This window comes from Rhodococcus gannanensis (assembly GCF_042681175.1).
In the GTDB taxonomy this organism is placed as follows: Bacteria; Actinomycetota; Actinomycetes; order Mycobacteriales; family Mycobacteriaceae; genus Rhodococcus_G; species Rhodococcus_G gannanensis.
The window spans coordinates 69,768-91,717 of record NZ_JBHUFB010000013.1; the positions used below are offsets into that span (position 1 = coordinate 69,768).

The following is a 21,950-nucleotide window of genomic DNA, read 5'->3' on the forward strand; positions in this document are numbered from 1 at the left end:
TCAGTGGCCGACCCGGTCGAGCCACTCCATCAGGCTCGGGAGCGCCAGGTACGCGATCGTCGCGTGTGTCGCGTCCGGCACCTTCTCGTAGGTCACGTCGATGCCGATCCCGCGCTCGTGCGCGACGAAGCCGTCGGTGTCCGTGGGGACGACGAGTTCGTCGTGATCGCCCTGCGCGACGAACAACGGTGCGCCGAACGCAGCGCCACCGGCGGAGTTCTGTTCGAGCAGACCCTGCCACGGCTGCGTCGTCGTGGGGTCGACGCGAGTGAAGTCGCCGACCAGTGGCTGACCGATCCGGTGCAGTTCGTCGATGTTGGTGAGCAGGCACAGCTCGTTCATGATCGGGACGACGCCCAGTGCCGCCGGCGTCAGGACGTCCTCGATCCGCGCCCCCGGAACGCTGTCACCGTAGACGGAGGCGTAGGCGGTGAACGCGTAGGAACCGATGGTGACGCCGGAGATGTCGTCGAGGTGAGTGCGCATCAACGCCGTGAGATCGGCGGCGGGCGCGGCGACCGCGACCGCCTTCACGCTCAGCTCGGGGGCATAGGACCCCGCCTGTTCCGCGGTGAACAGTGCGGCCTGACCACCCTGCGAGTGCCCCCACAACACCACCGAGGTACCCGCCTCCGCCTCCGGGATCGCCGTCGCCGCACGCACCGCGTCGAGCATCGTGTGCGCTGCGGTCACTCCCACCAGATACGAATCGGGACCGGTCGTGCCCATGCCGGCGTAGTCCGTCGCGACGACCGTGTAGCCGCGGTCCAGGAGCAGGCGCAGTCCCTCGATCCCGACGAAGGGGTCGAATCCGTGCGACGGGGCGCACTCGGGTGCGGTGCCGGTGGTCGGGTGGCCCCAGGCGAGGACGGTTCGCCCGCCGGGAGGCGGCGGGCCGAGCGGGGTGACCACCGTCCCGGTCACCACGATCGGGACGCCGTTCAGATCGGTGGACCGGTACATGATCCGCCACGCCTTGGACGCCGCCGGGGTACCCGCGAGACCCTCGTGCCGGACGAGTGTTCCGGGCGCGCCGTCGGCCGCATTCGGGGGTTGCTCGTAGAACTGAGCGAGACCCTTCTCGTCGACGGCGTCACCGCCGACCCGGATCACCACCACCGCGGCGATGGTCCCGACCACGGCGAGCACTCCCGCAGCGATTCCGGCCAGCACCCTGCGCGAATCGCCTCGGCCCATCGGCTTCCCCGTTCCCCGGCTGGACACCCGGTCCACGCAATCACCGCACGGCCGGATGCGCGGAACCGTACCCGAGCCGGACCGGGATCTCGCGCCGAGCGGAGCGCCCGACTTCGCGGTCGTGGGACCCCACGGTGAAGTCGCCGTCGATTAGCCTCGAACAGGTGAATCGATCTCTCCTCCGCGTGGGTGTCGCGGCACTCGCCGTCACCGTCCTCGCCGGCTGTTCCTCCACCTCGGACGACACCGGCACCACCGACGCCTCCGGCGACGCCCACTTCCCGGTCACCATCGACAACACGTTCGGGGCCACCACCATCGACGCACGACCCGAACGTCTCGTCACGATGGGCTGGAACGCGCAGGACGTCCTGTACGCCCTCGACCTGAAGCCGGTCGGACAGCCGAAATACGCGTACGGCGCCGACCCGAACGGCGTGATGCCGTGGGCACAGCCCTACTTCGACAGCGGAGTGACGACCCTCTACGAGGACCCGGCCACCGGCGAGCCGTCCATCGAGACCATCGCCACCCTCGCCCCCGACGCGATCCTCGCGCCGTACGAGGGCTTCGACGAGGCCTACTACGACCAGCTGACCGAACTGGCGCCGACCGTCGCCTACCCCGGTGGCGCGTGGCAGACCACCTGGCAGGACCAGACGACGATCATCGGCAAGGCCGTCGGGAAGCCGGACGAGGCGCAGGCCCTCGTCGACGGCCTCGGCACAACTCTCGCCGACACGGCCGCCGACCACCCCGAGTTCGCGGGAAAGACCCTGACGGTGGTCAACCTCGACACAGCCAACGGTCAGGCCAACGTCTACCTCCCGACCGATCCCCGGGTCCAGGTCCTCACCGAGCTGGGCTTCGTCAACGCGCCCGGCGTCGAGGCGCTCGCGCAGGACAACGCCGAGGGCAAGTTCTACAAGTCGATCTCCCTCGAGAACCTCCGCGACATCGACGCCGACGTCGTCGTGGCGTTCGGCGTCAGCGGCACCTCCGACATGGCAGCGAATCCCGCACTCGCCCAGCTGTCCGCCGTCGGCCGGAACTCCGCCGTCGTGATGACCGACGAGCAGACCATCGCAGCGTTGAGCAACGTCAACGTGCTGAGCATCCCGTGGGTTCTGCCGACCATCGTTCCGGAACTGTCGCGGGCTGCAGGCAACGCGGGATGAGCCGCGACACGTCGGCGGTTCCGACACGGTCACGGCGGCGTGTGACGGCGAGCACAACGGGTGGTTTCGCAGTAACGTCGTAGTGCTCCGGGTGTGTCGACGCAATGGGGCGTCGGCCCGGAGGCGGGGCGGCTGAGAGGCTGGGCTGACATGGCGACGAGCGACACCTCCTTCGGCGGAAGCGGCTCCGGGTCCACCCACACGAGTGCGGGAAACGCAGTGCTGATCGCGGCAGCCGCCGCCCTCGGCGGCTTCCTGTTCGGCTACGACACCGCCGTCATCAACGGCGCGGTCGGCGCGATTCGCGACAAGTACGACATCGGGGCGGGCGGGACCGGTCTCACGGTCTCGCTCACCCTCCTCGGCGCCGCACTCGGTGCCTGGATAGCCGGTGACCTCGCCGACCGGCTCGGCCGCATCCGGGTGATGCAGCTCGCGGCGGTCCTGTTCATGCTGGGATCGATCGGGTCGGCGTTTCCCTTCAGCATCTACGACCTGACGTTCTGGCGCATCGTCGGCGGTGTCGGAGTCGGTTTCGCGGCCGTGATCGCTCCCGCCTACATCGCCGAGATCTCCCCGGCAGCGATCCGAGGCCGGCTCGGATCGATGTACCAGCTGGCGATCGTCCTCGGCATCGCCATCTCCCAGCTCGTGAACTACGCACTCCACGAAGCGGCGGGCGGCGATGCTCGCGGGACCCTCGCCGGAATCGAGGCGTGGCAGTGGATGCTCGCACTCGAGGCCATTCCCGCGCTGCTCTACCTCCTGATGACCTTCCCCATCCCGGAGTCCCCCCGATTCCTGATCCTGCAGGGCCGGCACGACGAGGCGCGCAAGGTCCTCGCGGAAGTCGAGGGCGGCGGCGAGGAACGCGTCACGAGCCGGATCGCCGAGATCCGTGAGTCGCTGCGCGAACGAACAGCCAAGATCAGTGTGCGACAACTCTTCTCGAAGGAGATGGGGGTCGCACCTCTGGTGTGGGTCGGCATCGGTCTCGCCGCCCTGCAGCAGTTCGTCGGTATCAACGTGATCTTCTACTACTCGGCCACGCTGTGGGAGGCGGTCGGTTTCGGCGAGGACCGCTCGCTGCTGATCAGCGTCGTCAGCGCCCTCGTCAACATCGTCGGCACCTTCGTCGCCATCGCGGTCATCGACCGCATCGGACGCAGACCCCTGCTGCTCATCGGCTCGGTCGGCATGGCCGTCTCGCTCGGAATCACGGCGATCTGCTTCAGTTCCGCCGTCGTGACCACCGACGCGGACGGCGACTCGGTGGCCACCCTGTCCGGCGCCAACGGCACCATCGCGCTGATCGCCGCGAACGCCTTCGTGTTCTTCTTCGCCTTCTCGTGGGGTCCCGTGGTGTGGGTCCTCATCAGCGAGATGTTCCCGAACCGGGTCCGCGCCGCGGCGGTCGGCGTCGCGACCGCCGCGAACTGGGTGGCGAACTTCCTCGTCTCCGCGACATTCCCGTCGCTGGCCGACTGGAACCTGTCCCTCACCTACGGCGGCTACGCGGTGATGGCGGCGCTGTCGTTCTTCGTGGTGTGGAAGTTCGTGACGGAGACGCGGGGACGCACCCTGGAGGAGGCCGGCTGATCGGGGCCGGTCAGGGCTTCGGGGTGATTCCCGTGTCGGCGTTCGGGCCGGGCGCGACCTCGTCGGACCGCAGCCCCGACACCCACCCCGTGATCTGGCGGGCGAGGTCCTGAGCAGTCAGTCCGATGTCGGCGAGCACCTGATCCCGCGACGCGTGGTCGAGGAACCGCTGCGGGACACCGACGTCGCGGGCCGGGGTGTCGACGTCCGCGGCGCGGAGCGCACCGGACACCGCGGATCCGATGCCGCCGCGCACTCCGCCGTCCTCGACGGTGACGACCATCGAGAAGTCGCGGCCCAGGTCGACGATCGAGTCCGCCACCGGGAGCACCCATCGCGGATCCACCACGGCGGCCGAAATCCCCTGCTGCTCGAGACGTTTCGCCGTCTCCAGCGCCATCGCGGCGAAGGAGCCGACCGCGACGATCAGCACGTCACCGCGACGGTCGGCCGGCATGGCGAGCACGTCCACTCCCCCGACGCGTTCGAGCGCCGGGATGTCGTCACCGACGGCACCCTTGGGGAATCGCAGCGCGGTCGGCCCGTCGGAGATCGCGAGTGCCTCGCCGAGCTCCTCCCGTAGGGTCGCGGCGTCGCGCGGCGCGGCCACCCGCATCCCCGGCACGATGCCCAGCAGCGAGAAGTCCCACATGCCGTTGTGGCTGGCACCGTCCGAGCCGGTGATGCCTGCGCGGTCCAGCACCAGCGTCACCGGCTGCTTCAGCAGCGCGGCATCCATCAGCAGTTGGTCGAAGGCGCGATTGAGGAAGGTCGAGTAGACGGCGACGACCGGGTGGATCCCACCGAGAGCCAGGCCCGCAGCCGAGGTGACGGCATGCTGCTCGGCGATCCCGACGTCGAACATCCGGTCGGGGAACCGCTCACCGAACGCGGCGAGCCCCGTCGGCCCGGGCATCGCGGCGGTGATCGCGACGATGTCCTTCCGCTCGGCGGCCCGGTCGATCAGCTCCTGCGAGAACACCGACGTCCAGTCGGCGACCGGGCTGGCCGTCGACCGCCCGGTGAGCGGGTCGATGACACCCGTGGCGTGCATCTGGTCGGCGACGTGGTTCTCCGCGGGCGCGTAACCCATGCCCTTGCGGGTGACGGCGTGGACGATGACGGGGCCACCGAAGGACTTGGCACGCCGCAGCGCCGACTCCATCGCCACCTGGTCGTGGCCGTCGACCGGCCCGAGGTACTTGATGCCGAGGTCGGTGAACATCACCTGCGGGCTCACCATGTCCTTGATGCCGGCCTTCATGCCGTGCAGCAGCTGGTACGCCGCCCGACCGACCCACGGCATCTTCTTGACCATGCGGCGGCTGTTGTCGAGCACCCGCTCGTAGCCGGGCTGCAGGCGGAGCGCGGCGAGGTGGTCGGCGAGCCCGCCGATGGTCGGGGCGTAGGAGCGGCCGTTGTCGTTGACGACGATGACCACGGAGCGGTCCCCTCCGGCCGCGATGTTGTTGAGGGCCTCCCAGCACATGCCGCCGGTGAGTGCACCGTCGCCGACGATCGCGACGACGTGCCGGGTCTGGCCAGTCAGCTGGAACGACTTCGCGAGTCCGTCCGCGTACGACAGTGCCGCCGACGCGTGTGAGGACTCCACCCAGTCGTGCTCCGACTCGGCCCGGCACGGGTACCCGGACAGGCCGTCCTGCTTGCGGAGCGTGTCGAATCGGTCCATGCGCCCGGTGAGGATCTTGTGGACGTAGGCCTGGTGGCCGGTGTCGAAGAGCACGGCATCGTAGGGCGACTCGAACACGCGGTGTACGGCGAGCGTCAGCTCGACAACACCCAGATTGGGGCCGAGGTGACCGCCGGTCGCGGACACCTTCTCCACCAGGAACTCGCGGATCTCGGAGGCGAGCTCGCGCATCTCGGCAATGGTCAGGCCGTCGAGGTCACCGGGTGACTGAACTCGAGAAAGGACACCCAACGAGATCGCTCCCTCCGCAGGCTTGCACCCCTTGACGCCGACCGCTGCTCGGCCGATCCCGACCAGTCTACGGAGGTCGTGAGGCGATGAACGCCAGGTGTGCCGACCGGACCCGCCTCCGATGCTCGCTGCCTGCTCCATTATGACCGGCGCGGTGAGTCGAATCACAGGTCGCGGCACGTCCGCGGTGGTGCGAACCTTGTCGTCATGCGCACTGTCGTGGACACGATCCTCGCCGAGGTGTTCGAGCGTTGCCGGGACAACCGGGACGGCACCCTCGCGGACTACATCCCCGAACTCGCCGAGGTCCCACCCGACACGTTCTCGCTGTGCGTCGCCACCGCCGACGGGCACGTCTACGAGGCCGGATCGTCCGACGTCGAGTTCACCATCCAGTCGATCTCCAAGCCGTTGACCTACGGACTCGCCCTGGCCGACCGCGGCGCAGACGCCGTCGCCGCCAAGATCGACGTCGAACCGTCCGGCGAGCCGTTCAACGAGATCAGCCTCGACCCGGTCACCGAGCGCCCCCGCAACCCGATGATCAACGCGGGAGCGATCACCGCCGCCTCGCTCGTCGCAGGAGAACCGGCCGACCGGTTCGAGCGGATCCGACGGTGTTACTCGGCCTATGCAGGTCGCGACCTCGGCATCGATCACGACGTCTACGCATCCGAGGCCCGCACCGGGCATCGCAATAGGGCCATCGGCCACATGCTGCGGTCGTTCGGCATCATCACCGACGACCCCGAGGACGCGGTCGACCTGTACTTCCGGCAGTGCTCGATCACCGTCACCTCCCGCGACCTCGCACTGATGGCCGCGACCCTCGCCAACAACGGCACCAACCCCCTGACCGGGGACTGCGCGCTCGCACCCGAGCACGTCGAGCGGGTGCTGTCGGTGATGACCTCGTGCGGCATGTACGACGCGGCGGGCGACTGGATCGCGCGGGTCGGGCTTCCGGCGAAGAGCGGCGTCGGTGGCGGAGTGATGGCCGTGCTGCCGGGCCAGATCGGCATCGCGGTGCACTCGCCACGCCTCGACGCCCACGGCAACAGCGTCCGCGGGGTGCAGGCGTGTCGCGAGCTGTCGAAGGCGCTCGAACTGCACTTCCTCCACGTCGGCCGGGCCGCCCGGTCTGCGATCCGGTCCAGCTACACCGTCGCCCAGGCGACGTCGCGGCAGCGCCGCACCGACGACGAACGGGCCGCCCTCGCCGCGCACGGCGACCGCGCCCGGGTGTACGAACTGCACGGCGACCTCCTGTTCGCCGGCGCCGAGTCCGCCGTCCGCAGCGTCGAGGCGCAGTCCGAGACCGTGGACGCCGTCGTGGTGGACCTGCACCGCGTGGACGAGGTGAGCGACGTCGCGCGGCGCATGCTCGCGAACCTGCGGGACAACCTGGAGGCGCAGGGCCGTGCCTGCGCATTCGTGGACCCGGAGGGCCACCTGGGCGCCGTCGCGTCGAGCGTGGACCCCGCGACCCGCAGCGGCCGCGTGCTGGTGGACCTGGACAGCGCCCTGGAATGGGCCGAGTCGGTGGTGCTCGACCGGCACTGTCTCGTCGGTCGCGTCCCCGAGTCGGTCGAGCCGGCGGCGCATCCGCTGTTCTCGGCGTTGCGGACCGATCAGGTCGCGAGCCTGGTTCCGAGGCTCGCCGTCGTCGAGTACCCGGGCGGGACCACGGTGGTGCGCCGGGGTGACCCGGCGATCGGAATCGCCCTCATTCTCAGCGGCCGGGTCAGCACGACCGTCACCGGCCCGAACGGCACCACACACCGGATCACGACCTTCGCGGCAGGCATGACCTTCGGAGAGCTGCCGACGTTGACCGGCAGCGGGTATCTCGCCGACATCCGCGCCGATACGCCGCTGCGGCTCGCGGTCCTCACTCCGGAACTGTTCGCCGAGCTCGGGGCGTCGGCGCCCGACGTGAAGGTGGCCCTGCTCGAACGGCTCACCGAGAGCGCCTACAAACAGCTCGACACGGTGATCCGTGGGCTCGGCGCGAAAGGACCGATTCTCGCCGTCCCGTGATCCGCGTCCCGGGCCGCTACAGTCACGACATGTCGAGTACTCGGGTGCCGTCCGCAGGTCTCGTTCCGTCCCGCAGGGTCCGCCTGTCGGTCCTGGCGCTGCTCACCGTCGTGAGCTTCGTCGCGCCGAACGCCTTCGTGTACCGGTGGTTCAAGGAGAACGGGGTGTCCGTCGCGAGCACGCGGGCCTTCTTCGCGCACTGGACCGACTCGCTGCCCGCCTCCCAGCTCACGCTCGATCTCGGGTTGACGACCGGCACGTTCTGGCTGTGGTCGTTCTGGGACGCGCGCAGGCGGGGCGTCCGCGGGTGGTGGACCGTGATCCCTGCGACGAGCGGCGTGGGCATCTGTTTCGGTGTCCCGCTCTACCTCCTGCTCCGGGAACTGGCCGACACCGAGGCGTGACTCCGGGCGGCGCGCCGCGGTAAATCCGTTGCCCGAACCGCCGATTTCGGACAGTCTGGACGCATGCCTTCCGACACCGATCTCGCGATCGACACCCATGGCCTGGTCAAACGTTTCGGTTCGACCGTCGCCGTGAACGGCGTCGATCTGTCCGTACCCCGTGGCGGCGTCTACGGGGTTCTCGGACCCAATGGCGCCGGCAAGACCACGACGATCCGCATGCTCGCCACCCTCCTCGACATAGACGACGGCAGCGCCCGCGTCCTCGGGCACGACGTCGCGCGCGACGCCGACGCCGTGCGCAGCAAGGTCGCGCTGACCGGGCAGTTCGCCTCCCTCGACGAGGACCTGACCGGCATGGAGAACCTGCTGCTGCTCTCACGGCTGTACGGCTTCTCGCGGTCGGGCGCACGCGCCCGGGCCGACCAGCTGCTCGCCGCGTTCGACCTCACCGCCGCCGCGGGCAAGCAGGTCAAGAACTACTCGGGCGGCATGCGCCGGCGCCTCGACATCGCCGCGTCGATCATCGTCACCCCGGAACTCATCTTCCTCGACGAGCCGACCACCGGACTCGACCCGCGCAGTCGAAACCAGGTGTGGGAGATCGTCCGCGCGCTCGTCGCGGGCGGCACGACCGTTCTGCTGACCACCCAGTACCTCGACGAGGCGGACCAGCTCGCCGACCGCGTCGCCGTCATCGACCGCGGCCGGGTCATCGCCGAGGGCACCACGGGCGAACTGAAGTCCTCCGTCGGTTCGGGCGCGCTGCACGTCCGTGTCGCGGATGCCTCTCGCCGAGAGGACGCCGCCGTGGTGCTCGGCACAGTTCTCGGCGTGGACATCGTGCTCGAAACCGACCCGGCGGCGGTGACGGCTCGTATCGACGACGCCGAGCGGGTGGCACGGGCGTTGCCGGCGCTGAACGAGGCCGGAATCGCGGTCACCACCTTCGCCCTGGGCCAGCCCAGTCTCGACGAGGTGTTCCTCGCGCTGACCGGCCACCACGCAGAGTCCGCCGACGAGACCACCGCTGCACTGGAAGGAACCCCGTCATGACCTCGACCACGGTCACCACCGCCTCGCCCGCCGCGGCGGTGGGTGCGGCACTCACCCTGGACGGCCCGCGTCCGAAACGGCCGAGCGCGGTCGCGACCTCGCTGTCGTTCGGCTGGCGGGCGCTGTTGAAGATCAAACACGTTCCCGAGCAACTCTTCGACGTGACCATGTTCCCGATCATGTTCACACTGATGTTCACGTTCCTGTTCGGTGGCGCGCTCGCCGGATCCACCGAGGCGTACGTGCAGTTCCTCATCCCCGGCATCCTGGTGCAGACCGTCGTGATGATCACGATGTACACCGGTCTGACCCTGAACAAGGACATCGAGAAGGGCGTCTTCGACCGATTCCGCTCGCTGCCGATCTGGCGGCCCGCGCCGCTCGTCGGGGCGCTGCTCGGCGACATGGTGCGGTACACCATCGCCTCGATCATCGTGATGGTCCTCGGCCTGATCCTCGGATTCCGGCCGGCCGGTGGCGTCGTCGGAGTGGTCGCGTCGATCGCCCTGCTGCTGCTCTTCTCGTTCGCCATGTCGTGGATCTGGACGATGTTCGCGATGCTGATGCGCACCGAACAGGCCGTCATGGGCGTGTCGATGTTCATCCTGTTCCCGCTCACCTTCGCGTCCAACATCTTCGTCGACCCGTCGACGATGCCCGGCTGGCTCCAGGCATTCGTGGACGTGAACCCGATCAGTCACCTCGTCACCGCCTGCCGAGACCTCATGGCGGGGACGGCCGGCGTCGATCAGTTGTGGACGGTGTTCGCCTGGTGCGCCGGTTTCGTGGTGGTGTTCGGGCCGATCACGATGCGCCTGTACAACCGCAAGTCCTGAGAATGCGCGAAAGGCCCGGTCCCGATGTGGGACCGGGCCTTTCGCATACGGTCAGACCTTCGCGTACTCCTCGTCCGCGGCGGACGGCTCGAGGTCGATCGTGGTACGCAGCGGCTTGTTGGGCAGGAACGCGACGGCGATCAGGGTGACCACGGACACGAGCGCGGCGATCAAGAAGATCCGCCCGGTCGCGTCGCCGTAGGACGCCCGCACCACCTCACGGACAGGCTCGGGGAGGGCGGCGAGGTTCAGACTTCCTCCCCCACCGGACCCCTGTGTGTCGATGCCGAGTCGCGCGAATCCTGCAGCCGTGAGGTCGGTGACCCGGGTGGCCAGTACGGATCCGAGCACCGAGACGCCGATCGCACCGCCGAAGGTGCGGAAGAAGGCCACCACGCTGGACGCAGCACCGACGTTGTGGACGCTCACCGTGTTCTGCACCGCGAGGACCACGTTCTGCATGAGCATGCCGGTGCCGAGGCCGAGCAGGGCGATCATGAGGCCGATCAGCGGAATCGCTGTCTCGTGGTCGACGGTGGAGAGCAACGCGAACCCGAGCACCTGAAGGGCGGCACCTGCGACCACGAATCCCTTCCACTTGCCGTAGCGCGTGATCAGCTGACCGGATCCGACGGTGCCGCACAACATGCCGAACACCATCGGGATGGTCAGCAACCCGGCCTCGGTCGGCGAGAAGCTGCGAGCCGTCTGGAAGTACTGCGTCAGGAAGGTGGTCGCGCCGAACAGTCCGACACCGACAGCGATCGACGCGATGATCGCGAGCGCAGTGGTCCGCTCGGTGACGATCTTCAGCGGGATGATCGGCGACGTCGCCCGACTCTCGACGACGACGGTCGCGATCAGGAGCAGTACACCGGCACCCACCATGAGCGCGGACTCGACGGAGATCCAGTCGTAGTAGGTGGCCTTGCCCGCGAACGAGACCCAGATCAGCAGGACCGACACCCCTGCGGTGAGCAGGGTGGCACCCGGCCAGTCGATCTTCACGCCGTCGACGCGGGTGGTCTCGATGTGCAGCGTCTTCTGCAGGAGGAACAGGGCGACCACGGCGAGCGGGACGCACACGAAGAAGCACCAGCGCCAGCCGAGGGTGTCGGCGATCACGCCACCGAGCACGGGCCCGCCTGCCATCGACACGGCCATCACGGCGCCCATGTAGCCGGAGTACCGACCACGGTCGCGCGGCGGGATGATGGTGCCGATGATGGCGACGACCAGTGCGGTCAGTCCGCCCATACCGATGCCCTGGACAACGCGTGCCCCGAGGAGGATCGGCACGTTGTGGGACAGGCCGGCGATCACGGAGCCGACCACGAAGATCACGATTGCCGACTGGACCAGGACCTTCTTGTTGAAGAGGTCGGAGAGCTTGCCCCAGATCGGCGTCGACGCCGCGGTCGCGAGCAGCGCGGCGGTGATCACCCACGCGTACTGGGTCTGCGACCCGTTCAGGTCGCCGATGATGGTGGGAAGAGCAGTCGAGACGATGGTGGAGCTGAGCAGCGCGGTGAACAGTGCGGCCAGCAGCCCGGCGAGGACCTCGAGGATCTGCCGGTGGCTCATCAGTTCCTCGGTGCCCGTCGCGCCTGCCCTCACCTCGCCACGGTCGTGTGTTGCTGTCGTGGTCATGCGTGACCCCCTTCGTTCGGTGTGATGGCGCCGGCTGCGGGGGTCCGAGCCGGGATGGAGAACGTGTCGATGAGGTGCCTCAACGCGGCCAGCGCGGCCTCCGCCTCGTCCTGACTCCAGTCCGCGAGGCGTTCGCGCAGGTTGTCGGCCCGCCGCGCCTTGCTGTCCGCGAGGATGCGACGGCCCGCGTCGGTGAGCTCGACCAGCGATGCGCGCCCGTCGTCCGGGTCGGGGCGCCGCGCGACGAGGCCGGCGTCGACGAGGTCGGCGATCTGCCTGCTGAGCGCCGACTGACTGACACACAGGCTCACGGCCAGTTCGTTCTGCCGACACGGCGCGCTGTGCGCGAGGACGAACAGCACTCCGGTCAGTGCGGGTGGGAGTCCGGTCTCCGTGCCGCCGCCGAGTGCTCCGCGCAGCACTCGACCGAAGAGGAAGACCTCTTCGACGAGGTGTGCGGCGGTTGCGGTCTGGACGGCCATCGATCGACTCCCAAAGGTAAAGGCACCTTTAATATACTTGCGTCATACAACTATATAGTTCGTTGCAGACCGCAAGCAAGTTGCGAAGGGTGTGACGACCGCCTCAGAAGCGGTGACCGCGATCAGCGCGTCAGGCGCGCGATGCACTCCATGTGATGGGTCAGCGGGAAGGCGTCGAAGGCGCGCACGTCCTCCAGGCGGTAGCCGTGCTCCCGGTAGAGGCCGATGTCACGACCGAAGGCCGCCGGATCGCATCCGACGTGGACGACGGTCCGGGGACCCGCGGCGGCGACGGACTCCACGACAGCACGCCCGGCACCCGACCGCGGCGGGTCGAGGACCACCGCGTCGACACCCTCGGACAGCAACGCCGAGGCATTCTCCACCCGCGCCGCCTCCAGGCGCACCTGTGGTAGGTCGGCGAGCGCCCGCCGACCGTCCTCGACGGCACCCCGACTCGACTCGACGGACAGGACCGTGCCCCGCTCCCCCACCTGTGCGGCCAGAGCCGCCGCGAACACGCCGACACCGCCGTACAGGTCCCAGGCGACGTCCTCGGCGCCCAGATCGGCCCACTCCGACACGACCTCCGTGTACCGCTCGGCCGCACCGCGATGTGCCTGCCAGAACCCCGTGGCGGACAGCTCCCACGCCCGGCCCGCCACCCGCTGCACCACCCGGCCGCTGCCGATCACGGGATGTTCCCGGCGACGCCGCGCCGAGGCGGCACGTCGCGCTGTGGCTCCCCGCCGCCCGGGGCTGCGGCGACCCGTGCGACTGACGTCTGCAGGTTCGATCTCGACGACGTGGCGGGCGCCGTCGGAGTCGACCGCCACCAGCAGTTCGGCCCCGGGCCGCCACGACCGCTCCGCGAGCCCGTTGTACATTCCGCCGACCGGCTGCGGGCACGCGAGCGTCGTGACGACCGCGTTGCTCCGGTAACCGTGGAATCCCGCACGCCCGTCCGCGTCGACCGCGAGCCGCAGGCGGGTGCGCCAGCCCGAGCCGTCGCCGGTACCGGGAAGGTCCTCGACCGCCACCTCGCGTTCGACTCCTCCGAGCCGCCGGAGCTGCTCCGCGACCACGGAGGCCTTGATCGCCCGCTGCGCCGACAGGGTGGCGTGCGACAGGTCGCAGCAACCGGCGCCGCCCGGACCGGATATCGGGCAGAGCGGTTCCACCCGATCGGCGGACGCCTCGACGACCTCCGTCACGTCGGCGCGGCAGAACGAACCGCCGCGATCCTCGGTCACCCGGGCCCGGACCACCTCCCCCGGCAGGCCCTGCCGGACGAACACCACACGTCCGTCGTGCCGCGCCACGCAGAACCCTCCGTGCCCCGGATTGCCCAGTCGCAGTTCGAGTTCCGTGCCGACCCAGCTCTCGGTCATCGGGGTCCGTCCGTGGGTCGCTGGTCGGGGGCGTCGAATCCTCGGCGGGTGCCGCCCGGCCCCGCGGGAACGGTGTAGCGCTTGACCCGCTCCGACGAACTCAGCTGCCACGGCACCGACGTCACCATCACGTTGGGCTGGAACAGCAACCTGCTCTTGAGTCGCAGTGCGCTCTGGTTGTGCAGGATCTGCTCCCACCAGTGACCGACGACGTACTCCGGGATGAAGACGGTCACGACGTCGCGCGGAGAGTCGCGCCGCACCCGCCGCACGTAGTCGAGCACCGGCTTGGTGATCTCCCGGTAGGGAGACTCGATCACCTTGAGCGGCACGGTGATGTCGCTCTTCTCCCACTCGCGCACCAGCGCCCGCGTGTCCGGGTCGTCGACGTTGACCGTGATCGCCTCGAGCGTGTCCGGCCGGGTCGCACGGGCGTAGGCGAGCGCCCGCCGCGTCGGCATGTGCAGCCTCGACACGAGCACGATCGAATGGGTCCTGCTGGGCAGCACCCCGTCCCACTCCTGCTCGTCGAGTTCCGCTGCGACACCGTCGTAGTGCCGCCTGATCGACTTCATCAGCACGAAGATGGCGACCATCGCGACGATCGCGATCCACGCGCCCGCCGCGAACTTGGTGAGCAGCACGATGACGAGCACGGCGCCCGTCATGGCGAGACCGATGGAGTTGATGACCCGCGAACGCTGCATGTGGCGGCGCTGCGCGGGATCGGTTTCGGCCTTCAGATGCCGGGTCCAGTGCCGGATCATGCCGGTCTGGCTCAGCACGAACGACACGAACACGCCCACGATGTAGAGCTGGATCAGCTTGGTCACCTCGGCCCCGAACGCGATCACGAACGCGATCGCGGCACCGGAGAGGAACAGGATGCCGTTGCTGAAGGCGAGGCGGTCGCCGCGGGTGTGCAACTGGCGGGGCAGGTAGCGGTCCTGGGCGAGAATCGAACCGAGCACCGGGAAGCCGTTGAAGGCGGTATTGGCCGCGAGCACCAGGATCAGTGCCGTGACGATGGTGATGAAGTAGAAGCCGATCGGGAAGCCGTCGAACACCGCCCCCGCGATCTGCGCGATCAGTGTCTTCTGGTGATAGCCCTCCGGCGCGCCGACCAGCTGCGTCGCCGGATCGTGCGCGTACACCACCCCGATCTTCTCGGCGAGCGTGATGATGCCCATCAGCAGCACGATCGCGAACGCGCCGAGCAGGAACAGGGTCGTCGCCGCGTTGCGGGACTTCGGCTTCCGGAACGCCGGAACGCCGTTGCTGATCGCCTCGACACCGGTCAGGGCGGCACACCCGGACGAGAACGCCCTGGCGATGAGGAAGGCGAACGCGATACCGACCAGGTGCGAGTCCTCCGCCACCAACTCGAATCCCGACGACTCCGCGGACACGTCCTGGCCGAGCACATAGATCCGGAACAGTCCCCAGCCGAGCATCAGGAACATGCCGACGATGAACGCGTAGGTGGGAATCGCGAACGCGGTCCCCGACTCGCGGATGCCACGGAGGTTGATGGCGGTGAGCAACACGATGGCCGCGACCGCGAACAGCACCTTGTGGGTCGCGACGAACGGCACCGCCGACCCGATGTTCGACGCCGCCGACGAGATCGACACGGCGACGGTGAGCACGTAGTCGACCATCAGGGCGCTGCCGACGGTCAGGCCTGCGTTCGGACCGAGGTTGACAGTCGCGACCTCGTAGTCGCCGCCACCGGACGGATACGCGTGGACGTTCTGCCGGTAGCTGGCGACCACCACGGCCATGACCAGGCAGACCGCGAGCCCGATCCAGGGGGTGTAGGCGTACGCCGTGATGCCGGCGACGGACAGGACGAGGAAGATCTCCTCCGGTGCGTACGCCACCGACGACATCGCGTCGGACGCGAAGACGGGCAGGGCGATCCGCTTGGGCAGCAGGGTGTGCCCCAGCTTGTCGCTCCGGAACGGCCTACCCACCAACAGCCGCTTCGCAGCGGTCGAGAGCTTGGACACCGACAAAGCGTAAGCCGTCCGGCCCGATCCGGCGCCATCCGCTCCCGTTCGCGTCCGGTTCGGGCACGCCCGTCGGCAACACCCCGGCCGGAGCGGTACGGTTCGATTCCACATCATCGGAAGTCGGATCGAAGGACCGCAACGGAAGGGCGTCAGGTGTACGTAGTCGTGATGGGGTGCGGCCGGGTGGGTTCCGCCCTCGCGGCCGGACTGAGCCGGATCGGGCACGAGGTCGCGATCATCGACCGGGACCCGGAGTCCTTCCGGCGGCTCGATCCCGAATTCACCGGCCACCGGGTCGTCGGCATGGGCTTCGACCGCGACGTCCTGGTCAAGGCAGGCATCGAGAAGGCAGAGGCGTTCGCGGCCGTCTCCTCCGGCGACAACTCCAACATCATCTCGGCCCGCGTCGCCCGCGAGACCTTCGGCGTCGGACGGGTCGTCGCGCGGATCTACGACGCCAAACGCGCCGCGGTCTACGAGCGCCTGGGCATCCCGACCGTCGCGACGGTCCCCTGGACCACGGATCGCTTCCTGCACCACCTCACCCGCGAGTCGCAGACCACCAAGTGGCGGGACCCCACGGGCACCGTCGCCGTCGCGGAACTCGACCTCCACGAGGACTGGATCGGGCGCAAGGTCACCGAACTCGAGGAGTTCACGTCGTCGCGGGTCGCCTTCCTGATCCGCTTCGGCGCGGGGGTCCTCCCGAACGCGAAGACCGTCATCCAGGCCGACGACCAGGTGTACGTCGCGGCCGTGTCCGGAACCGTCGCCGAGGCCGTGGCCCTGGCCGCGACCGCACCGCCCGCGGACGAGTGAGCACAGTGCCGGACCCCACCGAGACCACCACCGACCCGAACCCGATCGGATGGAACCGATGAGAGTCGCAATTGCCGGAGCCGGAGCCGTCGGACGCTCGATTGCACGCGAACTGGTTCGCAGCGAGCATCACGTCATGCTGCTGGAGCGCAAGCTCGAGCACGTCGACCCGGAGGCGATCCCCGAGGCGCACTGGGTGCACGCGGACGCCTGCGAGCTCGGACTGCTCGAGGCCGCCAAGTTGGAGTCGTACGACGTCGTGATCGCCGCGACCGGCGACGACAAGGCGAACATCGTCGTCAGCCTCCTTGCCAAGACGGAGTTCGCGGTGCGGCGGGTCGTCGCCCGCGTGAACGATCCCCGCAACGAATGGCTGTTCGACGAGTCCTGGGGTGTCGACGTCGCGGTGTCGACTCCGCGGATGCTCGCCTCACTGGTCGAGGAGGCGGTGTCTGTCGGCGACCTGGTCCGGCTGATGACGTTCCGGCAGGGTCAGGCGAATCTCGTCGAGATCACCCTTCCCGACGACACCCCGCTCGCGGGCAAGCCCGTGCGCAGGATTCAGCTGCCCCGGGATGCCGCGCTCGTCACGATCATCCGCGGCGGGCGGGTCATCACACCACAGCCCGACGACCCGATCGAGGGCGGAGACGAACTGGTGTTCGTCGCATCGGTCGAGGTCGAGGATCAGTTGCAGGACGCCGTCGGGCTGACGCGCTGACAAAATTGAATTGGACACATTAAGGATCAGGTGTCCAATTCTTGTACACCGTTCGAAATAGAGCGGTGCCAGAAATCACGCGGCACATTTCGGACGGCGGTAATCGGTGCGGCGCGCGAAATGACAATTCGATGCCATTTCGAGACGATCGGCGAATTCGGATTCAGTGACGGGACGTGGGCGTCTCGCCCGTGTCGGTGTCGGCCCCGCCCGCACCACCCGCGGCACCGGGCTGCCCGTCGGCCCCGATCACCTCCGTGTCGGTACCGAGACCGCCCGCGTCGGTGTCGAGCGCCTCCTCCTCGACGGTGTGATCGGCGCGGCGCACGGCCCAGACGGTCACCACCAGCACCAGCGCGGTGAGCGGCCACCCCATACCGATTCGGGCAACCGCCAGCCAACCCGTGTGGTCGGTGTCGTACAGCTGGGACTGCACCACGTACCTCGCCCCGAACACCAACGCCCACGCGAACGTCGCGATGTCGTAGGCCCGGACCGCCCGCCGCGACTTCCGCCAGGAGTTGCCGTGGCCGTTGAGGAAGCCCCACACCACACCGACGAGCGGCCACCGCAGCAGGATCGACACCACGAACACCGCCCCGTACAGCAGGGAGGTGTAGATGCCGAACAGGAAGTAGCCCTTCGCGTCACCTGTCCGATAGGCGACGAACGCGCAGACACCGACGCCGAGGAAACCCGAGATCGCCGGCTGGACCGTCCCCCGCACCACGAGCCGCCACACCAGGATCAGCGCGGCGACGCCGAGCGCCGACCAGATCGCCACGGTGAGCCCGAACAGCCCGTTGACCGGTACGAACACCAGCACCGGCAGGGTCGAGTAGATCAGCCCGCTGATGCCGCCGAGCTGTTCGAGAATGGTGGGCTGCTTGTCCGTCACCACACGAGGGTGCCACATGCACCGGGTCGGGCTACGAGTCGCCCAGAAGCTCGTAGTAGGGGTTGTAGATGACCTTCTGGCCGTCGCGGTCGCCGAGACGGCCCCGCACGAGCAACTGCTTCCCGGTCTCGATCCCCGGGATCCGACGCCGGCCGATCCACACCAGCGTCACCGGGTCGGTGCCGTCGAACAGCTCGGCCCGTACAGTCGCGTTGGCCGACTGGGCGCAGGACTCGACGCTGCGCAGCCGACCCCGCATCGTCACTTCCTCGCCGTGGCGACAGTCACACGCGCGCTGCGCGCCCGTCGCCTCCACCGACTGTGCCAGCTCCTCGGCGTCGAGCTGATCGATGTCCTCGGTCAGTCGCCGGGTCAGTCGCCGGATGTATCCGTTGGCCGCGAGTGCCATTGCGCTCCTCCGAGCAGCGTGCGGCGCGATCATCTCGCACCACGGGTAGTCACGTGTCGTCCCTCTTTCTCGCCACTGTAGCCCTCCTCCGCGGGCCGTCAATCAGACGTCCCGCCACGAAGTCGGAGGCGACCGTGCACTATCGACACATGGCTTCGTTCAGGCTCCCACCGGTCGCGGTGGCCCTCCCCGGTACGGGTTCGGACGCGGACTTCGCCGCACGTGCCTTCACGCACGCGTTGTCCCAGGCAGGAGTGCATGTCATCGCTGTCGAACCCGACCCGAGCCGGCTCGTCGGAAGCTACCGCGACGCGCTGGACGCGGCCGCCGCACAGCACGGTCCGATCCTCGCCGCGGGCATCTCGATCGGGGCGTCCGTCGCACTGGAGTGGGCAATCGAACACCCCGACCGCGCGGCCGGGGTTCTCGCGGCCCTGCCCGCGTGGACCGGCGACCCGGCCGACGCGCCCGCCGCGCGCAGCGCCGCGTACACCGCCGTCCGCCTGCGCGCCGACGGATTGCAGGCGGTCACCAGCGAGATGAAGGCGACGTCGCCGGTCTGGCTCGGCGGCGAACTCGAACGCTCCTGGCGATCGCAGTGGCCGAATCTGCCGCTCGCCCTCGACGAGGCCTCCGGCTATCACGCACCCACACCGGAGGAGATGGCACGCTGCGCGGTCCCTGTCGGCATCTGCGCGGCCGTCGACGACGCCGTGCACCCGCACGTGGTCGCGCAGGCGTGGACGCGGTCCCTTCCGCAGTCGGCGCTGGGCACCGTCACCCTCGACGAGATCGGCGCGGATCCCTCCGCGTTGGGACGCGTGGCGCTCGACGCGTTGCAGCAGGTCGAGCCGGCTGCAACGCGTCGAGCGGTCGGACTGTCGGGTTAGGAATCCCGCTCGATCTGCTGCATCGCCGAACCCGCACCTCCGGGCCGCTGCTCCGGAGGGGTCGCGTCCCGCTGCTGCTGCGCCTGGACGGCGGCGACGGCCGCCTGCCGTTCCGCCTCGGCCTGCGCCGCGGCAGCCTGCTGCTGCGCGGCGACCTGCTGCTGCTGCGCGGCCACGAGCTGGTCCGCGAGCACCTGCGGAAGAACGACCGGCAACGGCGTCCGCACCGGATGCGGGTCGTCGCCGCGGCGAACGACCGTCTCCCGGAGCACTTCCCGCGCGACCCGAGCGAGATCGGAGTCCACGCCCGCGGAACCCGCGGGCCCGGCCACGACACACCGGATCATCCAGCGGTAGCCGTCGATGCCGATGAACCGGAGATCGGCGTTCGGCGTGACGGCGTGCAGTTCACGCCCCCACGGCCCGCCCTCGACCGAGACCGTCGCGTTGTCGCCGCGCAGCGACTCGGTCAGGTCGGCGGTCACCTCGCGCCACTGTCCCGGCGACTTCGGGGCCGCATAGGCCGCGACGGTGATCCGGCCGAAGCGCGTCACCAGGTGCACCGCCTGCGGCGAGCCGTCCGGCGCCATCTCGACCTGGATCTGACCGCCGTCCGGGACCGGGACCAGCACCGAACCGAGGTCGAGTCGTCCGTCGGCCGGTTCCACGTCGTCGAAGTCGGTCACGTCGTAAGGCCCGCGGTCCTCGGTGCCGAGCGCCGGGAACTCGTCGGTGTCGGTGGCGGACAGGTCCACCTCGGGAACCGCCTCGTCGCCTTCCGACTTCTTCTTCCGCCCGAACATCACCGCACCTCTTCCGCTGCCGGGTCCGGCACCGCACGGAGCAGCGCGTGTCCGCCGCTCGACCCGTGACCGCCCGCTCCCCGACTCGTCTCGTCCAGTTCGTCGACCTCCACGAAGGTGACCAGTTCCACACGCTGGACCAGCAGCTGCGCGATCCGGTCGCCGCGACGAATCTCGATCGGTGTGTGGAGGTCGTGGTTGATCAGGCAGACCTTGATCTCGCCGCGGTACCCGGCGTCGACGGTGCCCGGCGTGTTGACCACGGACAACCCCGATTTCGCGGCGAGCCCGGATCGCGGGTGGATCAGTCCGACGGTCCCGATCGGCAGGGCGATCGCGATGCCCGTTCCGACGAGGGCACGCTCACCGGGTTGCAGGACGATGTCCACAGTCGAACACAGGTCGACCCCCGCATCGCCCTCGTGGGCGCGTCGGGGCAGTGGTGTCTCGGGGTCGAGGCGCTTCAACTCGACGGCAGGAAGATCGCTCACGTGCACCGAGACTACTCTGGGTACGTGCCTGCGAAGCCCGGACCTGCGAACCAACCGACCTCGACTCCCGCGCCCCTGGAGATCAGGAGCTACTCCGAGCGCCTCCGCGTCCCCCTGTGGTGGTGGGGCGCCGGTCTGGCGATCGCGATACTGCTCGCCGTCGAGGTGAACATGGGCGCGCCCGGGCTCGTCGCCTGGCTGCCGTACGTGCTGCTCATCCCGTTCCCCGCGTGGGGGCTGCTGTGGCTCAGCCGTCTGCAGGTCCAGGTGGACCCGGACGCCGACGGCGGCGAGCTCCGGGTGGGACGGGCGCACCTGCCGGTGAGCGCGATCGCGCGTGTCGCGGTCGTGCCGGCGTCCGCCAAGTCCGCGGCGCTGGGCAGGCAGCTCGACCCGGCGGCCTTCGTGCAGAACCGGACCTGGATCGGCCCGATGCTCCTGATCGTCCTCGACGATCCCGACGACCCGACGCCGTACTGGCTGGTCAGCACCCGGCACCCGCACGAACTGGCGGCCGCGCTCGGCTGGCGCACCACCGCCGGCTGAGCCACCGTCCGGCGGCACCGGCCGCCCGGTGACCACACCCCGACGTCACGCAGAACGAAAACGCCCGTGGCCGACCCGATGATCGGGTCGGCCACGGGCGTTTCACGGGCGCAGGGCCGGTCAGATGCCGTCCTCGGACCGCAGACCAGCGGGGTCGGCCCCTTCCGGGTCCGGCCTCGACAGGTCGCCGCCGACGTCGCTCACTGCGTCAGGCAGCGCAGTCCATGCAGATCAACTCGCCGTTCTTGTCACTGGCGAGCCGGCTCCGGTGGTGAACCAGGAAGCAGCTCGAGCAGGTGAACTCGTCGGCCTGCTTCGGAACCACCCGAACCGACAGTTCCTCGCCGGACAGGTCGGCGCCCGGCAGCTCGAAGGACTCCGCGGTGTCGGACTCGTCGACGTCGACGACGGCGGACTGAGCCTCGTTCCGTCGCGCCTTCAACTCCTCCAGCGAATCCTCCGACACCTCGTCGGACTCCGATCGCCTCGGTGCGTCGTAGTCGGTTGCCATCTCGTCTTCCCCTCGTCCTCTCTCGTCATCTGTCCCCGTCCCCACGCCCTGCTGGGCGCACCGCCTGGTGTA

The 21,950-nt window shown here is 69.2% G+C and carries 21 protein-coding genes; 10 read left to right on the plus strand and 11 right to left on the minus strand.

From position 1 onward, the window contains the following. A complete protein-coding gene (locus tag ACFSJG_RS17545; RefSeq protein ID WP_378486525.1) occupies positions 1 to 1,224 on the minus strand; it encodes an alpha/beta fold hydrolase in 1,224 nt (407 codons plus the stop codon). 137 nt (positions 1,225 to 1,361) lie between these two features. Here ACFSJG_RS17545 and ACFSJG_RS17550 point away from each other — a divergent pair, with 137 nt between their 5' ends. Beyond that, a complete protein-coding gene (locus tag ACFSJG_RS17550) occupies positions 1,362 to 2,375 on the plus strand; it encodes an iron-siderophore ABC transporter substrate-binding protein (protein WP_378486526.1) in 1,014 nt (337 codons plus the stop codon). Between the two features lie 150 nt (positions 2,376 to 2,525). Then, positions 2,526 to 3,974, plus strand: coding sequence for a sugar porter family MFS transporter (locus ACFSJG_RS17555; RefSeq protein ID WP_378486527.1), 1,449 nt, complete (start codon positions 2,526 to 2,528; stop codon positions 3,972 to 3,974). 10 nt (positions 3,975 to 3,984) lie between these two features. Here the strand turns inward: ACFSJG_RS17555 and dxs are convergent, their stop codons facing one another. Then, complete coding sequence (gene dxs / locus ACFSJG_RS17560; RefSeq protein ID WP_378486528.1) at positions 3,985 to 5,916, minus strand: 1-deoxy-D-xylulose-5-phosphate synthase; 1,932 nt, start codon at positions 5,914 to 5,916, stop codon at positions 3,985 to 3,987. Between the two features lie 207 nt (positions 5,917 to 6,123). Between dxs and glsA the strand changes: the two genes are divergently transcribed. From glsA to ACFSJG_RS17580, 4 genes are all read left to right on the plus strand, one after another. Continuing rightward, the gene (gene glsA, locus ACFSJG_RS17565) at positions 6,124 to 7,956 is read left to right on the plus strand and encodes a glutaminase A (protein WP_378486529.1); all 1,833 of its coding nucleotides are present in this window, start codon (positions 6,124 to 6,126) and stop codon (positions 7,954 to 7,956) included. Positions 7,957 to 7,985: 29 nt separating this feature from the next. After that, positions 7,986 to 8,360, plus strand: a complete 375-nt coding sequence (locus ACFSJG_RS17570; RefSeq protein WP_378486530.1) for a DUF2834 domain-containing protein — start codon at positions 7,986 to 7,988, stop codon at positions 8,358 to 8,360. 63 nt (positions 8,361 to 8,423) lie between these two features. Next, entirely contained in the window at positions 8,424 to 9,416 is a 993-nt protein-coding gene (locus ACFSJG_RS17575) for an ATP-binding cassette domain-containing protein (protein WP_378486531.1), read from the plus strand. Beyond that, complete coding sequence (locus ACFSJG_RS17580) at positions 9,413 to 10,252, plus strand: ABC transporter permease (protein WP_378486532.1); 840 nt, start codon at positions 9,413 to 9,415, stop codon at positions 10,250 to 10,252. Before ACFSJG_RS17575 ends, ACFSJG_RS17580 begins: the two co-directional genes overlap by 4 nt. A gap of 51 nt (positions 10,253 to 10,303) precedes the next feature. Here the strand turns inward: ACFSJG_RS17580 and ACFSJG_RS17585 are convergent, their stop codons facing one another. From ACFSJG_RS17585 to ACFSJG_RS17600, 4 genes are all read right to left on the minus strand, one after another. Further along, positions 10,304 to 11,836 (minus strand): MFS transporter, encoded by a 1,533-nt coding sequence (locus tag ACFSJG_RS17585; protein WP_378486851.1) that lies wholly within the window; start codon positions 11,834 to 11,836, stop codon positions 10,304 to 10,306. Between the two features lie 62 nt (positions 11,837 to 11,898). Then, on the minus strand, positions 11,899 to 12,384 hold the full coding sequence (locus tag ACFSJG_RS17590; protein ID WP_378486533.1) for a MarR family winged helix-turn-helix transcriptional regulator: 486 nt from the start codon (positions 12,382 to 12,384) through the stop codon (positions 11,899 to 11,901). 122 nt (positions 12,385 to 12,506) lie between these two features. After that, on the minus strand, positions 12,507 to 13,775 hold the full coding sequence (locus ACFSJG_RS17595) for a class I SAM-dependent RNA methyltransferase (protein ID WP_378486534.1): 1,269 nt from the start codon (positions 13,773 to 13,775) through the stop codon (positions 12,507 to 12,509). Next, complete coding sequence (locus ACFSJG_RS17600) at positions 13,772 to 15,787, minus strand: APC family permease (RefSeq protein WP_378486535.1); 2,016 nt, start codon at positions 15,785 to 15,787, stop codon at positions 13,772 to 13,774. The genes ACFSJG_RS17595 and ACFSJG_RS17600 overlap by 4 nt, the downstream gene beginning before the upstream one ends. A 156-nt stretch (positions 15,788 to 15,943) precedes the next feature. On the opposite strand from ACFSJG_RS17600, the gene ACFSJG_RS17605 reads away from it, so the two are divergent. Both ACFSJG_RS17605 and ACFSJG_RS17610 read left to right on the plus strand, forming a co-directional pair. Next, positions 15,944 to 16,609, plus strand: a complete 666-nt coding sequence (locus tag ACFSJG_RS17605) for a potassium channel family protein (RefSeq protein WP_378486536.1) — start codon at positions 15,944 to 15,946, stop codon at positions 16,607 to 16,609. 58 nt (positions 16,610 to 16,667) lie between these two features. Continuing rightward, positions 16,668 to 17,330, plus strand: a complete 663-nt coding sequence (locus ACFSJG_RS17610) for a potassium channel family protein (protein WP_378486537.1) — start codon at positions 16,668 to 16,670, stop codon at positions 17,328 to 17,330. A 163-nt stretch (positions 17,331 to 17,493) separates the two neighbouring features. Here ACFSJG_RS17610 and ACFSJG_RS17615 read toward each other — a convergent pair whose 3' ends face one another. Together ACFSJG_RS17615 and ACFSJG_RS17620 are read right to left on the minus strand one after the other, a co-directional pair. Next, positions 17,494 to 18,246: a DUF3159 domain-containing protein gene (locus ACFSJG_RS17615; RefSeq protein ID WP_378486538.1), complete on the minus strand. Its 753-nt coding sequence runs from the start codon at positions 18,244 to 18,246 to the stop codon at positions 17,494 to 17,496. Between the two features lie 13 nt (positions 18,247 to 18,259). Further along, positions 18,260 to 18,637: an OB-fold nucleic acid binding domain-containing protein gene (locus ACFSJG_RS17620; RefSeq protein WP_378486539.1), complete on the minus strand. Its 378-nt coding sequence runs from the start codon at positions 18,635 to 18,637 to the stop codon at positions 18,260 to 18,262. A 149-nt stretch (positions 18,638 to 18,786) separates the two neighbouring features. Here ACFSJG_RS17620 and ACFSJG_RS17625 point away from each other — a divergent pair, with 149 nt between their 5' ends. Next, positions 18,787 to 19,527 carry an alpha/beta fold hydrolase gene (locus tag ACFSJG_RS17625; protein WP_378486540.1) on the plus strand — a complete coding sequence of 247 codons (741 nt, stop codon included), beginning with the start codon at positions 18,787 to 18,789 and terminating at the stop codon, positions 19,525 to 19,527. On the opposite strand, the gene ACFSJG_RS17630 is transcribed toward ACFSJG_RS17625, so the two are convergent. Together ACFSJG_RS17630 and dut are read right to left on the minus strand one after the other, a co-directional pair. After that, positions 19,524 to 20,330 (minus strand): DUF3710 domain-containing protein, encoded by an 807-nt coding sequence (locus ACFSJG_RS17630; protein WP_378486541.1) that lies wholly within the window; start codon positions 20,328 to 20,330, stop codon positions 19,524 to 19,526. The two genes, ACFSJG_RS17625 and ACFSJG_RS17630, sit on opposite strands and share 4 nt — an antisense overlap. Further along, positions 20,330 to 20,827, minus strand: coding sequence for a dUTP diphosphatase (gene dut / locus ACFSJG_RS17635; RefSeq protein ID WP_378486542.1), 498 nt, complete (start codon positions 20,825 to 20,827; stop codon positions 20,330 to 20,332). The genes ACFSJG_RS17630 and dut overlap by 1 nt, the downstream gene beginning before the upstream one ends. 75 nt (positions 20,828 to 20,902) lie before the next feature. Here dut and ACFSJG_RS17640 point away from each other — a divergent pair, with 75 nt between their 5' ends. After that, a complete protein-coding gene (locus tag ACFSJG_RS17640) occupies positions 20,903 to 21,367 on the plus strand; it encodes a DUF3093 domain-containing protein (protein WP_378486852.1) in 465 nt (154 codons plus the stop codon). A 208-nt stretch (positions 21,368 to 21,575) separates the two neighbouring features. Here ACFSJG_RS17640 and ACFSJG_RS17645 read toward each other — a convergent pair whose 3' ends face one another. Beyond that, entirely contained in the window at positions 21,576 to 21,878 is a 303-nt protein-coding gene (locus ACFSJG_RS17645) for a DUF4193 domain-containing protein (protein WP_378486543.1), read from the minus strand. Between the last annotated feature and the right edge of the window lie 72 nt (positions 21,879 to 21,950).

Coding starts and splice junctions, on each gene's coding strand:
- ACFSJG_RS17555 (WP_378486527.1), top strand. CDS start 2,526: ATGGCGACGAGCGACACCTCCTTCGGCGGAAGCGGCTCCGGGTCCACC.
- glsA (WP_378486529.1), top strand. CDS start 6,124: ATGCGCACTGTCGTGGACACGATCCTCGCCGAGGTGTTCGAGCGTTGC.
- ACFSJG_RS17570 (WP_378486530.1), top strand. CDS start 7,986: ATGTCGAGTACTCGGGTGCCGTCCGCAGGTCTCGTTCCGTCCCGCAGG.
- ACFSJG_RS17575 (WP_378486531.1), top strand. CDS start 8,424: ATGCCTTCCGACACCGATCTCGCGATCGACACCCATGGCCTGGTCAAA.
- ACFSJG_RS17580 (WP_378486532.1), top strand. CDS start 9,413: ATGACCTCGACCACGGTCACCACCGCCTCGCCCGCCGCGGCGGTGGGT.
- ACFSJG_RS17585 (WP_378486851.1), bottom strand. CDS start 11,836: ATGAGCCACCGGCAGATCCTCGAGGTCCTCGCCGGGCTGCTGGCCGCA.
- ACFSJG_RS17590 (WP_378486533.1), bottom strand. CDS start 12,384: ATGGCCGTCCAGACCGCAACCGCCGCACACCTCGTCGAAGAGGTCTTC.
- ACFSJG_RS17595 (WP_378486534.1), bottom strand. CDS start 13,775: ATGACCGAGAGCTGGGTCGGCACGGAACTCGAACTGCGACTGGGCAAT.
- ACFSJG_RS17610 (WP_378486537.1), top strand. CDS start 16,668: ATGAGAGTCGCAATTGCCGGAGCCGGAGCCGTCGGACGCTCGATTGCA.
- ACFSJG_RS17615 (WP_378486538.1), bottom strand. CDS start 18,246: ATGTGGCACCCTCGTGTGGTGACGGACAAGCAGCCCACCATTCTCGAA.
- ACFSJG_RS17620 (WP_378486539.1), bottom strand. CDS start 18,637: ATGGCACTCGCGGCCAACGGATACATCCGGCGACTGACCCGGCGACTG.
- ACFSJG_RS17625 (WP_378486540.1), top strand. CDS start 18,787: ATGGCTTCGTTCAGGCTCCCACCGGTCGCGGTGGCCCTCCCCGGTACG.
- ACFSJG_RS17630 (WP_378486541.1), bottom strand. CDS start 20,330: ATGTTCGGGCGGAAGAAGAAGTCGGAAGGCGACGAGGCGGTTCCCGAG.
- ACFSJG_RS17645 (WP_378486543.1), bottom strand. CDS start 21,878: ATGGCAACCGACTACGACGCACCGAGGCGATCGGAGTCCGACGAGGTG.